The following is a 12679-nucleotide window of genomic DNA, read 5'->3' on the forward strand; positions in this document are numbered from 1 at the left end:
GTCTTGCCGTGGTCTACGTGCCCAATCGTGCCCACGTTCACGTGGGGCTTCGTACGCTCAAACTTGCCTTTCGCCATGATTCTCTATTCCTTTCAAAGAGCAAAAGTAAATGTATTTACTACAAATGTTACAAAATTTCGGCGATGGCACTGTCTTATGAACAGCACCACCTCCTCAAAATTACTTGGCAGAACGTTCGTTAATCACCGCATCTGCCACATTCTTCGGAGCTTCCGCATAATGCTTGAACTCCATCGTGTAGGTCGCACGACCTTGCGTCATAGAACGCAAAGAGGTGGAATAACCAAACATTTCCGACAGAGGCACTTCGGCACGAACCGTTTTGCCACCACCAGGAATGTCATCCATCCCCTGAATCACGCCGCGCTTGGATGAGAGGTTACCCATCACATCACCCATGTTTTCTTCCGGTGTTTCCACCTCAACAGCCATGATAGGCTCCAGCAGAACCGGATCCGCTTTGCGCATACCGTCCTTGAAACCCATGGAAGCAGCCATCTTAAACGCATTTTCGTTCGAGTCCACGTCGTGGTATGAACCGAAATGCAGTGTGACTTTCACATCCACCACTGGGTAGCCTGCAACCACACCAGCCTTCAGCGTGTCTTCAACACCCTTCTGAACAGCCGGAATGTATTCACGCGGCACCACACCACCCTTAATGGCATCCACAAACTCGAAACCGCTTCCAGGGGCCATTGGCTCAAGCTTGAGCACAACGTGACCGTACTGACCTTTACCGCCAGACTGCTTAACGAATTTGCCTTCTGCATTTTCAACGGTCTTGCGAATCGTTTCACGGTAAGCCACCTGAGGTTTGCCCACGTTCGCTTCCACGCTGAATTCACGACGCATACGGTCCACCAGAATTTCCAGATGCAACTCACCCATCCCGGAAATAATGGTCTGGCCCGATTCTTCATCGGTGTGAACACGGAAGGAAGGATCTTCGGAAGCCAGGCGATTCAGTGCAATACCCATTTTTTCCTGGTCAGCCTTGGTCTTAGGCTCAACCGCCTGAGAAATCACAGGTTCAGGAAACTCCATACGCTCCAGCGTAATAATGGCACTGGTGTCGCACAGCGTTTCACCTGTGGTCACTTCTTTCAAACCAACACAAGCAGCAATGTCGCCAGCGCGCAGCTCATCAATTTCCTTACGGTCATTGGCATGCATCTGCACAATACGACCAATACGTTCTTTCTTACCCTTCACCGGGTTGTACACGGTATCGCCCTTGCTCAGCACACCGGAGTACACGCGCACGAAAGTCAGCTGTCCGACAAACGGGTCAGTCATCAGCTTGAATGCCAGTGCAGAGAATTTTTCATCGTCAGAAGCCTTGCGGTGTGCTTCTTTACCGTCTTCGTCCAGACCTTCCACAGGCGGCACATCCAACGGAGAAGGCAGCAGCTCAATCACCGCATCCAGCATGCGCTGAACGCCCTTGTTCTTAAACGCTGTACCGCACAGCATCGGCTGAATTTCGTTAGCCAGTGTACGGACACGCAAACCTTCGATGATTTCCTCTTCGGTCAAATCACCTTCTTCCAGATACTTGTTCATCAGTTCTTCAGAAGACTCGGCTGCGGCTTCAACCATCTTTTCACGCCACTCTTTAGCCTGCTCCAGCATATCAGCCGGAATATCTTCAAATGTGAACTTCATGCCCTGAGAAGCCTCGTCCCAGATGATGGCTTTCATTTTGGCCAGATCGATAACGCCTTTGAAGTTTTCTTCGGCACCAATCGGCAATACGATAGGCACAGGGTTACCTTTGAGGCGGGTTTTAATCTGGTCAACCACTTTAAAGAAGTTGGCACCGGTACGGTCCATCTTGTTCACAAAGGCCAAGCGAGGCACTTTGTACTTGTTAGCTTGACGCCAAACCGTTTCAGACTGAGGCTGCACGCCACCCACAGCACAGTACACCATGCAGGCACCATCCAACACACGCATGGAACGCTCCACTTCAATTGTGAAGTCCACGTGCCCGGGGGTATCAATGATGTTAATGCGGTGTTCCTGGTGGTTGTGATCCATACCCCGCCAGAACGTTGTTGTTGCAGCAGAGGTAATGGTGATACCACGCTCCTGCTCCTGCTCCATCCAGTCCATGGTAGCAGCACCATCATGCACTTCACCAATTTTGTGATTGACACCGGTATAAAACAAAATACGTTCTGTCGTGGTAGTTTTACCTGCATCGATGTGGGCGGAAATACCGATGTTACGGTAGCGCTCAATCGGGGTTTTACGGCTCATAGTGTGTTACTCCGGTAATGGAAAGCGCTGCGAGGTCAAATTCACTCGCAGCGCGTCAAATTCATACAGTTACAATCGAATCAAATGCGCGCCGCGTCAGAAGCGGAAATGTGAGAACGCGCGGTTGGCTTCAGCCATACGGTGCACTTCATCACGCTTTTTCATTGCGCCGCCACGGCCTTCAGTGGCATCTAGCAACTCGCCAGCCAAACGCTGCGCCATGGATTTTTCGCTGCGCTTTTGCGCGGCTTCTTTCAGCCAGCGCATCGCCAAAGCCAGACGACGAACCGGGCGCACTTCAACCGGCACCTGATAGTTGGCACCACCCACACGGCGTGAGCGCACTTCAACCACCGGCTTCACATTGCCAATAGCGGCAATAAAAACTTCCAGCGGATCTTTTCCAGCTTTTTGCTCGATCTGATCAAAAGCGCCATACACAATACGCTCTGCAACGGCTTTTTTACCGCTTTGCATGATCACGTTCATGAACTTGGCAATTTCAACATTACCATACTTCGGATCCGGCAAAATTTCCCGTTTGGGAACTTCACGACGACGTGGCATTTTTCACCTCTTTACTTAACTTCAGCTCACAGCAGCCAATAACCAAAGCCTGCTGACTGATGGCGCACATTCCCAAAACATTTTTTTTGAGCGGCACCGCTTACTTTAGCCCTACAAAAAGGGCCAATCCAAAACCAGCGCCATCAAAAAGACGGCACCGGCCACCTGAAACCAATTAAGCCTGTTTGGGCTTCTTCGCGCCGTATTTGGAGCGAGACTGCTTGCGGTCTTTCACGCCCTGCAAGTCCAAAGAACCACGCACGATGTGATAACGCACACCAGGCAAATCTTTCACACGACCACCACGCACCAGCACCACACTGTGCTCTTGCAGGTTATGGCCTTCACCGCCAATATAGGAGATGACCTCATATCCGTTGGTCAGGCGCACCTTGGCAACCTTACGCAAAGCGGAGTTAGGCTTTTTGGGGGTCGTTGTATAAACACGAGTACAAACACCACGGCGCTGCGGACTACTTTCCATAGCCGGGCTTTTGGACTTCACAACTTCAGTTGAACGCCCTTGGCGAACAAGTTGCATGATGGTTGGCATAAAGCGTCCCTAAAACAAAAACGTTGCTGAGCTGCTCACAGCAACGCAATCAATGAAATAAAACGAATTGTGTTCTTATGCACAAGACTTTCTGGCATATTTCACCCCAAAGCCCCGCCCTCAATAGCCCCGCAACACCAAGTTAATTTCTTTAAAATCAACCATTTAGCACTGCACGCCATAAGAGCACAACAAGTATTTTGAGACTTATTGTGCATAGAAAAGTTTTTCAGTATAGCGTGTTTACCCCTTTTTCGCAAGCGGCCAATCAGAAGGCACCATAAATATACAACGCCTTCCCTGTTCCTTACGAAGCATTTGGGTGCGGATTACGCAATTTAATGTGCAACTCCCGCAACTGCTTTTCATCCACCGGGCTCGGTGCATGGGTCAGCAGACACTGCGCACGCTGGGTTTTCGGGAAAGCAATCACATCGCGGATGCTTTCGGCCTTGGTCATCATCGTGACAATACGGTCCAGCCCAAATGCCAAGCCGCCATGCGGAGGTGCGCCGTATTGCAACGCATCCAGCAGGAAGCCAAACTTCTCCTGCGCTTCCTGCGGCCCGATCTTCAGCGCAGAAAACACCTTGCTTTGAACCGCTGCTTTATGGATACGGATAGACCCGCCGCCAATTTCCCAGCCGTTAAGCACCATGTCATAGGCCTTGGCCAGACATTTTTCAGGCGCTGTCTCCAGCCATTCCTCATGCCCATCCTTAGGCGAAGTAAACGGATGATGCATCGCCATCCAGCGCTGATCTTCCTCATCATACTCAAACATCGGAAAATCAATCACCCACAGCGGTGCCCAGCGGTCTTCAAACAGACCATGCTTGCGGCCAAACTCACTCAGACCGATCTTGACGCGTAACGCGCCAATCGCATCGTTGACAACTTTGGCCTTATCGGCACCAAAGAAAATCAGATCGCCATCCTGCGCCCCGGTCAGCTCCAGAATCTGGGCAATTGCCTGGTCGTGCAGGTTTTTCACAATCGGGCTTTGCAAACCATCGCGGCCTTTGGCTTTTTCATTCACCTTGATCCAGGCCAGCCCCTTGGCACCATAAATTTTGACAAAATCGGTATAGCCGTCAATTTCCGAGCGCGGCATCTGCCCGCCCGCAGGAATCCGCAGCCCCACCACACGCCCGCCAGGTGTCGTTGCCGGGCCAGAGAATACCTTAAACTCCACATCCTTGACCACATCGGTCAGGTCGGTGAACTCCAGCTTCACGCGCAAATCCGGTTTGTCCGAGCCATAGCGGCGCATCGCCTCACTGAACTGCATAACCGGGAACTCACCCAGGTCCACCTCTAAAACATTCTTAAAAACCGTCGTGATCATTTCCTGGAACAGCGCGCGGATTTCACCCTCTTCCAGGAAAGAAGTCTCAATATCAATCTGCGTAAATTCCGGCTGGCGGTCAGCGCGCAAATCCTCGTCACGGAAGCACTTCACAATCTGGTAATAACGGTCAAAACCAGCCACCATCAGCATCTGCTTGAACAACTGGGGGCTTTGCGGCAAGGCGTAAAATTCGCCGTCATACACACGGCTGGGAACCAGATAGTCACGCGCACCCTCAGGCGTGCTCTTGGTCAGCACCGGCGTCTCGATATCAATAAAGCCATGTACGTCTAAAAACTTGCGCACTTCCATCGTGGTGCGGTAGCGCAGCATCAAATTGTTTTGCATCTGCGGGCGACGCAAATCAACCACCCGGTTGGTCAGCCGGATCATCTCTGAGAGATTTTCATCATCCAGCTGGAATGGCAAAGACACAGAGGGGTTAAGCACCTCCAGCTTTTCACAAACCACCTCGATCTTACCGGTAGGCAGGTTCGGGTTGATGGTTTCTGCCGTACGCGCACGCACTTTGCCCGATACCTGAATACAGTATTCATTGCGCAATTCATTATTCGCAAAAGCATACAACGCCGGATCATCCTGCTTATCACAAATCACCTGCACAATACCTTCACGGTCGCGCAAATCGATAAACACCACGTTGCTGTGCTCACGCCGCCGGTTGATCCAGCCGCACAACAATACTTTTTGCTCTGACAAAGCTTCGGTCACCTGACCGCAATAATGACTACGCATCGACATGAGAAAACTTTCTGCTGCATCCGCAGCCTGTAACACACACAATTATGACGACTTTTCGTCGTTCTGTTCAACACCTGTTTCCAACACACCATCGGGTGCAGCCGGCACGACCGGCGGCACAATCACACCCATGGAAACCACCACTTTCAGCGCATCATCCACGCTCATATCCAGTTCAATCACATCGGAGCGTGGCACAATAATAAAATACCCGGAGGTCGGGTTGGGTGCCGTTGGCACAAACACATTCAGATAAAGCTGTGAATCCAGATACTTTTCCACAGCCCCGCCGGGGTGGCCCGTCACAAAAGCAATGGTCCAGATACCCTGGCGCGGAAACTGCAGCAAAACCACCTCCCGGAAAGCATGGCCTTTATCAGAAAACAAGGTATCCGACACCTGCTTAACACCCGAATAAATCGAGCGGACCACAGGAATACGCCCCAGCACACCGTCCCACCAGCGAACCAGCCGGAACCCGACATAATTACTGGCAATCGCGCCAACCGCCAGCACCACAACCAGCATCAGCACCACGCCCATGCCCGGCACGCGAAACCCCAGCCAGGCCTCAGGCTGCCAGTGCTTAGGCAACCAGCCGATAGAACCATCCAGCAACGAAAGCGCCAGGCTCAGGACCCACAGTGTCACCCCCAAGGGCAACAACACCAGCAGACCCGACAGAAACCAGCGGCGCAATGTACTCATAAATCAGCCTAATCGGCCATGGCCGCCTTGCAGCCACATGCGGCAGCGCCACAAGGCAACTCGTCCGCGCTGCTCGCAGATGCCGCGGCAGGACACCCCTGTGAGGCAAAATCCGTCTTATACCAGCCACTGCCTTTGAGATCAAAAGCAGCAGCAGTCACCTGCTTGCTCATACTCTGCCCACACTCGGGGCAAGCCGGGGGAGCATCTGAAATCTTTTGCAGCACATCCTTTTCATGACCGCAATGGCTGCAGCGATAGGCATAAATCGGCATCTCTGGCTCTTTCAAAAATCACTGAAACTGTTTATTTTACGGCGAATTGCCATTTCAGCACACACCCCGCGCACGAAGTGCCAGCCAAATACATACTTTTAGACTATTTTTTAAAAAATCCGGATATGCACAATCAACTGCATGGCCAGCAGCCCCAGCATAAAGCCGATACCGCCACTGATCACCGCCTGCAACAACCGGTTGGTTCGTTTCTGCTCAGCCAGCAGCAGCGCCAGATCGTCCTCACGTTTTTGTGGCGGCAAAGTCTGCTGCTGCAACGCCTGATGCAACAGGCGGGGCAGTTCCGGCAGGTATTGCGCATAGCGTGGCAACTCGTCCTTGAACCTGCGCCAGGCTGCCTTATAGCCAACTTGCTCGTTCATCCAGGTTTCCAGGAAAGGCCGCGCCGTACTCCATAAATCCAGATCCGGGTCAAGCTGGCGCCCCAGCCCTTCCACATTCAACATCGTCTTTTGCAGCAATACCAACTGGGGCTGAATCTCCAGGTTGAACCTTCTGGAAAGCTGGAACAGGCGCATCAGGACCAGCCCCAGCGAAATCTCTTTCAGCGGCCGGTTGAAATAGGGTTCACAGGTTGCCCTGACTGCGGCTTCCAGCTCGTCAATGCGCGTATCAGCAGGCACCCAGCCGCTTTCCACATGCAACTCCGCCACGCGTTTGTAATCGCGACGGAAAAATGCCACAAAATTCTGCGCCAGGTAATCTTTATCAACCTCGGTCAGCGTGCCGACAATGCCAAAGTCCAGCGATACATAATAGCCAAAAGTCTGCGGGTCCAGACTCACCTGAATATTTCCGGGGTGCATATCGGCATGGAAAACGCCATCCCGAAACACCTGGGTAAAGAAAATCGTCACGCCATCACGCGCCAGCTTGGGAATATCCACCCCGGCATCGCGCAGCACGCTAACCTGATTGATCGGCACGCCTTTCATGCGCTCCATCACAATCACATCGCTGGTGCAATAATCCCAGTACATTTCCGGCACCAGCACCATATTCAGGTTCTGCATGTTACGCCGGATTTCAGAGGCGTTCGACGCCTCCCGTATCAAATCCAGCTCATCGTGCAGATACTTGTCAAACTCTGCAACCACTTCAGTCGGTCGCAGCCGCTTGGCTTCTGACGACAGGCGCTGTACCCAGACCGCCATCCAGCGCATCAGGTCCAGGTCCTGATCAATCACCGGCCTCATCCCCGGGCGCAACACCTTGACCGCCACATCTTTCAGCGTGCCATCGTTCATGCGCAAGGTTGCAAAATGCACCTGCGCAATAGAAGCGCTAGCGACAGGATCGTGCTCAAACGACTCAAAAATCTCTGCAATGGGACGCCGCAACGCCTTTTCCACCATCTGCGCGGCCAGGTCAGAATCAAACGGAGGCACCCGGTCCTGCAACAGCGTCAGCTCATCAGCAATATCTTCGGGCAGCAAGTCACGCCGTGTAGAAAGCACCTGACCAAACTTGACAAAAATCGGCCCCAGCTCCTCCAGTGCCAAGCGCAAGCGCACGCCACGCGGCAACGTGGGTTTTCTGCGCCCGAATAACACCAGCCGTTTGAAACGCGTCAGCCACGGGTTACGCACATTGGAAAGCACCAGCTCATCAAGCTGGTATCGCAAAACAACACGCAAAATAGACAGAGAACGCAAAAAACGTCGCATTAACTACTCGCTCTTACCACCGGTACGTTTGCTGAACGCTTCCAGAAACCCCCTGAACATGGAAACCACCTGCTTGAACTGGTCCATGGCAATCTGTGTGGGCACATCGCCCACAATGCGCGACAAATCCTCGGCATAATCCCAGCGCAGATGATCCACCAACCAGGCAAATGTTGCAGCCAGATCCGCATCACCGTCAATGGCCACCGGCGGGCGTTGCCCCTTGAACAGCATATTGCCAAAATCCATCGGGCTGGGGGTTTGCATTTTCAAATGCAGATCTGCCTTGCCGGCATCCGCTTGCACGTCATCCTTGGACGTTTCCTCAAACAGCCCCGCTGGCGTGATCGTTAACGGCCACTGCCCCATCGGGCTCTCCAGCATCACGCGCCTGCCGGCGTACACGCGCAAACGCTCAACCGCTTCCGGCTCCTGGGAGATCAGGTGGTTAAACACCAGCAGCACCTTGGCACGTATGGGTTGTGAGAACGTTTCACCCAGCTCCGCAAGCCGCGAAAAAATCGGCTCCATCTGGGCAGAAACACTGGCAAAAAAATCTGATGAGTTCATCATTCACTTACCGTGGAGTTGAAGGAATATTTTGAATCCCGGCCAGCAGCCAGCCGCCGTTTGCCGCGGCTTTATCTTTGGTCAGATTCCACACCTCTGTAAAAGGCTCGGCACCAGCCGTCGGGTTCTCGCGAATCATGCCGCTGAACTCCACACTGGCCATGTATTCATTGCCGACATCTTCAATCCCGAGCAACTGCGCATTGAGTGTCACCACATCCGTCTGGTTGGTCGTGCCGCTGAAATCGTTATGGCGCTGCGCCAACTGCCCTTTCATCAGGGTATACATTTCATCGGTCAGAAAAGCTTTCAGTGAGCTGACATCGCCGGCATCCCAGGCCTTTTGCAAACGCACAAAATTAGCCTTTGCAACCTCTTCAAAACCCTGCACATCAAACCCGGCAGGAATCTCCATACGCCCCCATGAGCTTCCAGCCGTTGCGGCTGAGCCATCCCATGCACCGGGCGCCGTTGCCGGATTCGACTGGAACGGCGTTGCCTGCGGCTGATTCCAGCCCGCAGCAGCTCCACCAGCGCCTGCCGCCTGCTGTGCTTGTGCTGGCCGGCGCATCATGCGCATGAAAAACGTAATGGCGGCAAACGCCAGCAATACCAGCAGAAGTGTGCCAAGCATGTCACCCAACACCGGGCCAAACCCCATCCAATGAAACAGCGCTGCCAGCCCCAGGCCCGCAGCAAGACCGCCCAACATACCGCCCCAGGGTTTGCGCGGCTGTTGTCCGGCCTGCTGTGGCGGTGTCTGGCGCTGGTTTTGCGCATTGTTGCGCTGTGTAGGTTGTGTTGCAGAACGGTTTGTCACGCTTGGCGATTGACGGCCAAAAGAGCCGCCACCGCCCAGCCGCCGGGCATCCGCCGTTGCTGCCCACAGCAACAGAAACACCGTCAGCAGCACCATCAGCAAACGTCCCCATTTATTCACAGCACGCCTAACCGGAAACGTCCGTCCTGAAATCACACCTTGCATTAACCTATCTCCTCATGCTTATATTTCATCTGCGCAGCCCCTTCAAAGAACTGCCCGCTTATAACCTAATACTCAACTGTTCAGCACTTGATGCCCATGTGCAGCGCCACCACGCCAGCCGTCATATTATGTACGTCCACATGGCCAAACCCGGCATCCTTCATCATGGCCTTGAGCTCTTCCTGCCCGGGATGCATCCGGATCGATTCGGCCAGATAGCGATAACTGTCCTCATCCTTGGCCACATATTTACCGATACGCGGCAACACATTGAACGAATACCAGTCGTATGCCTTTTCCAGCGGCTTGGCAACTTTGGAAAACTCCAGCACCAGCAAACGCCCGCCGGGCCGTAACACACGGCACATCTCACGCAATGCCTTGTCTTTGTGGGTCATGTTGCGCAGGCCAAATGCCACCGACACAATATCAAATGCCGCATCCGGAAAAGGCAGTTTCTCCGCATCACACACCACCGCTTCCACCGCCATGCCGGCATCCAGCATCCGGTCCCGGCCAATGCTCAGCATCGCTTCGTTGATATCGGTCATGACCACCTTGCCTGTTGGCCCCACCTTTTTGGCAAAAGCCTTGCTCAGATCACCGGTACCTGCTGCAATATCCAGCACCTGCTGACCGGCACGCACACCGGAGGCCATGATGGTATATGCCTTCCATATCCGGTGCAGCCCACCGGACATCAGATCATTCATAACGTCATAACGACGCGCGACCGAATCAAAAACGCCCCGGACACGGGCAGCCTTTTCCTCTTCATCGACTGTTTCAAAACCGAAATGTGTTGTAGACATGATTGAATATGCTTTGACGATTGAAATATGCAGCAGACCATGGTCCCTCACCTTGCATTCAGGACACAGCAATCTGTTCAACGTGCATCAGTATGGCGTAATCATAACCGCAAACGCCCCGATCTTCATTCGGGAAGCCAGAATCTACCCTACAGCAGCGGATTCATTTTGAAAACCAGCGCACGCCCCATGCCATGTACACGCCATACCAGATACGGCCCACCGCGCTTCTAGCACCGTCAATACCCATGCGCCAAAGCAACATCGTCACATAAATACTGCTCAAGCTGCTGCTGTTGCGGCAACAATGCCTCCCAGCGCTCCACAGCGTTCTCCCGCACAGGTGCCGCCCATGGAGAGGCAGGAAACCGGCTGTCCCACGGGTAGCGTGCCACAAGATGCCAGTGCAGATGCGGCACCATATTCCCGAATGCCGCCAGATTGATCTTTTGCGGCTGCAAAAACCGGCGCATGGCCTGCTCGACCCAGGCCACAGCCGCCATGCATTCATGGCGTTCATCCTGTGACAAATCCGAAAACTCGGCCACATGCGCATTCCAGACCACCCGGTAAGTCAGCGGAAATCCCTCCTGATCCAGCGCACGGATCACCCGCCAGCGATCCGTTGAGGCAATCAGAATGCCACCATCGGCGTTACACAATACACATTCCTGCAAATATGGCATCATCCGTTTCTCCTGAACCTAGGGTCAGAACGCATTAAATAGAAAGATTGCGTTTACTGGAATGGGGGTAGGACAAGGCGCGAAGCGAAGGCAATGGCGAGGCCCTTGCCAAGCTGAGCAACGCAGTCAATAGCTTCATTCCAGCAAACCCGAAGGGCAAATGTGCCATGAAGCGCATCACTGAGTTGTCTCGTGCTTGCGTAGTTGATTACGCGGCGCACTCCAACGCCTTGCGCAACACCCTATTTAATGCGTTCTGACCCTTGATTATCTCAAAACGTACCCCCTCACGCTACAGAATCATGACAGGAATGCATACATAAATCCCTAACCCACCTCTTTGCGTAATCACGGTCAATTCAGCCAATCTATATACAATGCATCAAAGCCCTGCGATGAAGGGCTGGCAAATACATGCGGCCAGGTCGCATTTTCTCCTGCCATCCATATAACCACTGCAGAAAGAAACTCAACCATGACCAGACTTCTTGTCTCATTCCTTTGCGCCTGTTTCCTGTGTGCATGCACCTCCACACAACAGCCCCTCACCAGCGCCGATGATTACTGGCACCTGCCAGTCAATGAAATTATTCAAAAAGCCAATAGCGGCGACCCATTGGCGCAATATATACTGGCCTCGCTGCACAGCATGGGCGGTAACGGCCCCGTGCATAACAAAGAGATAGCCAGATCGTGGCGTGAGAAATCCATCGCGGGGCTGGAACCTCTTGCCGCCCAGGGGCAAGCGGAAGCGCAGTTCCTGCTGGGTGAAATTTATGTCAGAGGGATGGATGGCATCACCTCCAACATAGAGCGCGGTATGGCCTATTATGAACAGGCTGCAACACAAGGGCATCTGCAAGCACAACTGCAACTTGCCCGCGCGTACCAAAGCAGCAACCGGTATGGTGTTGAACCTGATGAAGAACGCGTCCGCTACTGGCAACAGCAGGCTTTGCCCGGCATCATTCAGCAGGCGCAGCAAGGCAATGCCCGTATGCAAAACAGACTCGCCTCATTCTATGAAAACGGAACCGACGGTCTTGAGCAAGACCTGCAGCAAGCGCATGACTGGAGACAAAAGGCCATGCAGGGATTTCGCAACGAACTGGCTGCGTCATACTCTGGCCCGCAACCGTTGCGCATAACAGCTCCTTTGCTTTTATCCTTGTATTATTTTGAGCCAAATGAAAACGAACTCAGCGGCTTGGACCAATTCAATGATTTAGTAAAAGCCTACACAACATCCACTCTGTTGGTTGAACGCTTTGATATTTTGCAGGAATTACAGCAGAACATCGCTGACCTCTTATCCATAGATGAAGCCACATTTGAACATGCACAACAACTGGCTGAGCAATGCCTGAAACAACTGACCGATGCATGTTTTTGATGCTTCAAGCATGCAAAAAGGCTCTTATCTCAAGAGCCTTTTT

The 12679-nt window shown here is 53.0% G+C and carries 12 protein-coding genes and 1 pseudogene; 1 reads left to right on the forward strand and 12 read right to left on the reverse strand.

Translation table 11 applies throughout. The annotated features are described in order from the left end of the window. The 12 genes and pseudogenes from CUZ56_RS14130 to CUZ56_RS14185 all read right to left on the reverse strand — a co-directional run. Nucleotides 1–77, reverse strand: a pseudogene (locus CUZ56_RS14130) (GTP-binding protein); the annotation flags it as partial. 103 nt (nt 78–180) lie between these two features. Next, on the reverse strand, nt 181–2286 hold the full coding sequence (gene fusA / locus CUZ56_RS14135) for an elongation factor G (protein ID WP_126981064.1): 2106 nt from the start codon (nt 2284–2286) through the stop codon (nt 181–183). Nucleotides 2287–2382: 96 nt separating this feature from the next. Beyond that, nucleotides 2383–2853, reverse strand: a complete 471-nt coding sequence (gene rpsG, locus CUZ56_RS14140) for a 30S ribosomal protein S7 (RefSeq protein WP_126981065.1) — start codon at nt 2851–2853, stop codon at nt 2383–2385. Between the two features lie 175 nt (nt 2854–3028). Then, nucleotides 3029–3406 (reverse strand): 30S ribosomal protein S12, encoded by a 378-nt coding sequence (gene rpsL / locus CUZ56_RS14145; RefSeq protein ID WP_126981066.1) that lies wholly within the window; start codon nt 3404–3406, stop codon nt 3029–3031. A 307-nt stretch (nt 3407–3713) separates the two neighbouring features. Next, entirely contained in the window at nt 3714–5519 is a 1806-nt protein-coding gene (aspS, locus tag CUZ56_RS14150; protein ID WP_126981067.1) for an aspartate--tRNA ligase, read from the reverse strand. Nucleotides 5520–5561: 42 nt separating this feature from the next. After that, nucleotides 5562–6227 carry a DUF502 domain-containing protein gene (locus CUZ56_RS14155; RefSeq protein WP_126981068.1) on the reverse strand — a complete coding sequence of 222 codons (666 nt, stop codon included), beginning with the start codon at nt 6225–6227 and terminating at the stop codon, nt 5562–5564. Between the two features lie 8 nt (nt 6228–6235). Further along, nucleotides 6236–6502 (reverse strand): FmdB family zinc ribbon protein, encoded by a 267-nt coding sequence (locus CUZ56_RS14160; RefSeq protein ID WP_126981069.1) that lies wholly within the window; start codon nt 6500–6502, stop codon nt 6236–6238. A 110-nt stretch (nt 6503–6612) separates the two neighbouring features. Beyond that, nucleotides 6613–8190: a ubiquinone biosynthesis regulatory protein kinase UbiB gene (gene ubiB / locus CUZ56_RS14165; protein ID WP_126981070.1), complete on the reverse strand. Its 1578-nt coding sequence runs from the start codon at nt 8188–8190 to the stop codon at nt 6613–6615. Nucleotides 8191–8193: 3 nt separating this feature from the next. Further along, on the reverse strand, nt 8194–8763 hold the full coding sequence (locus tag CUZ56_RS14170) for a hypothetical protein (protein ID WP_126981071.1): 570 nt from the start codon (nt 8761–8763) through the stop codon (nt 8194–8196). A gap of 4 nt (nt 8764–8767) precedes the next feature. Then, nucleotides 8768–9745 carry a Tim44 domain-containing protein gene (locus tag CUZ56_RS14175; protein ID WP_239442555.1) on the reverse strand — a complete coding sequence of 326 codons (978 nt, stop codon included), beginning with the start codon at nt 9743–9745 and terminating at the stop codon, nt 8768–8770. 80 nt (nt 9746–9825) lie between these two features. Continuing rightward, complete coding sequence (gene ubiE, locus CUZ56_RS14180; protein ID WP_126981072.1) at nt 9826–10557, reverse strand: bifunctional demethylmenaquinone methyltransferase/2-methoxy-6-polyprenyl-1,4-benzoquinol methylase UbiE; 732 nt, start codon at nt 10555–10557, stop codon at nt 9826–9828. Nucleotides 10558–10796: 239 nt separating this feature from the next. Next, nucleotides 10797–11246, reverse strand: a complete 450-nt coding sequence (locus CUZ56_RS14185; protein WP_239442557.1) for an HIT family protein — start codon at nt 11244–11246, stop codon at nt 10797–10799. A 472-nt stretch (nt 11247–11718) separates the two neighbouring features. On the opposite strand from CUZ56_RS14185, the gene CUZ56_RS14190 reads away from it, so the two are divergent. Then, on the forward strand, nt 11719–12636 hold the full coding sequence (locus tag CUZ56_RS14190; protein WP_126981073.1) for a tetratricopeptide repeat protein: 918 nt from the start codon (nt 11719–11721) through the stop codon (nt 12634–12636). The last annotated feature ends 43 nt before the right edge of the window (nt 12637–12679 follow it).

The organism is Saezia sanguinis, assembly GCF_003991585.1.
In the GTDB taxonomy this organism is placed as follows: domain Bacteria; phylum Pseudomonadota; class Gammaproteobacteria; order Burkholderiales; family Burkholderiaceae_C; genus Saezia; species Saezia sanguinis.

Bases quoted from the DNA above. Each gene is read 5' to 3' on its own strand.
- fusA (WP_126981064.1), bottom strand. From the start codon at position 2,286: ATGAGCCGTAAAACCCCGATTGAGCGCTACCGTAACATCGGTATTTCC.
- rpsG (WP_126981065.1), bottom strand. From the start codon at position 2,853: ATGCCACGTCGTCGTGAAGTTCCCAAACGGGAAATTTTGCCGGATCCG.
- rpsL (WP_126981066.1), bottom strand. From the start codon at position 3,406: ATGCCAACCATCATGCAACTTGTTCGCCAAGGGCGTTCAACTGAAGTT.
- aspS (WP_126981067.1), bottom strand. From the start codon at position 5,519: ATGTCGATGCGTAGTCATTATTGCGGTCAGGTGACCGAAGCTTTGTCA.
- CUZ56_RS14155 (WP_126981068.1), bottom strand. From the start codon at position 6,227: ATGAGTACATTGCGCCGCTGGTTTCTGTCGGGTCTGCTGGTGTTGTTG.
- CUZ56_RS14160 (WP_126981069.1), bottom strand. From the start codon at position 6,502: ATGCCGATTTATGCCTATCGCTGCAGCCATTGCGGTCATGAAAAGGAT.
- ubiB (WP_126981070.1), bottom strand. From the start codon at position 8,190: ATGCGACGTTTTTTGCGTTCTCTGTCTATTTTGCGTGTTGTTTTGCGA.
- CUZ56_RS14170 (WP_126981071.1), bottom strand. From the start codon at position 8,763: ATGATGAACTCATCAGATTTTTTTGCCAGTGTTTCTGCCCAGATGGAG.
- CUZ56_RS14175 (WP_239442555.1), bottom strand. From the start codon at position 9,745: ATGCAAGGTGTGATTTCAGGACGGACGTTTCCGGTTAGGCGTGCTGTG.
- ubiE (WP_126981072.1), bottom strand. From the start codon at position 10,557: ATGTCTACAACACATTTCGGTTTTGAAACAGTCGATGAAGAGGAAAAG.
- CUZ56_RS14185 (WP_239442557.1), bottom strand. From the start codon at position 11,246: ATGATGCCATATTTGCAGGAATGTGTATTGTGTAACGCCGATGGTGGC.
- CUZ56_RS14190 (WP_126981073.1), top strand. From the start codon at position 11,719: ATGACCAGACTTCTTGTCTCATTCCTTTGCGCCTGTTTCCTGTGTGCA.